Origin of the sequence: Photobacterium aquae (assembly GCF_001029445.1) — a bacterium.
In the GTDB taxonomy this organism is placed as follows: domain Bacteria; phylum Pseudomonadota; class Gammaproteobacteria; order Enterobacterales; family Vibrionaceae; genus Photobacterium; species Photobacterium aquae.
The window spans coordinates 1-280 of sequence record NZ_LDOT01000095.1; the positions used below are offsets into that span (position 1 = coordinate 1).

General features: G+C 48.6%; 1 pseudogene. It reads right to left on the reverse strand.

Going from position 1 to position 280, the window contains the following annotated elements:
- Positions 1-237, reverse strand: a pseudogene (locus ABT56_RS23050) (hypothetical protein); the annotation flags it as partial.
- Between the last annotated feature and the right edge of the window lie 43 nt (positions 238-280).

Here is a 280-nt window from a genome sequence, read left to right on the forward strand (position 1 = left end):
GACAAGCCTATTATCCTCGGCACTTTGTGCCGCCGCTTCGCGGCCGAGTTTTGCGATCGTTTTAGTACGAATAAAATGCAGTTGGTCCAATCGTTTGAATTTCTGCTGTTCGTTTTCCTGCCATGCCGAAAAATTGGAACCTAAAAAACCAGCATCATAGCTGGCTTGGTGTTGTTTGGTTTTGTCGGCGGGCTGAACTACGCCCGCGACATATAAGAGGTCGTTGTTAGATAGCATCCAACTCCCCCAAGGTGATCGCCGCCTTGGCAAAGGCAATATA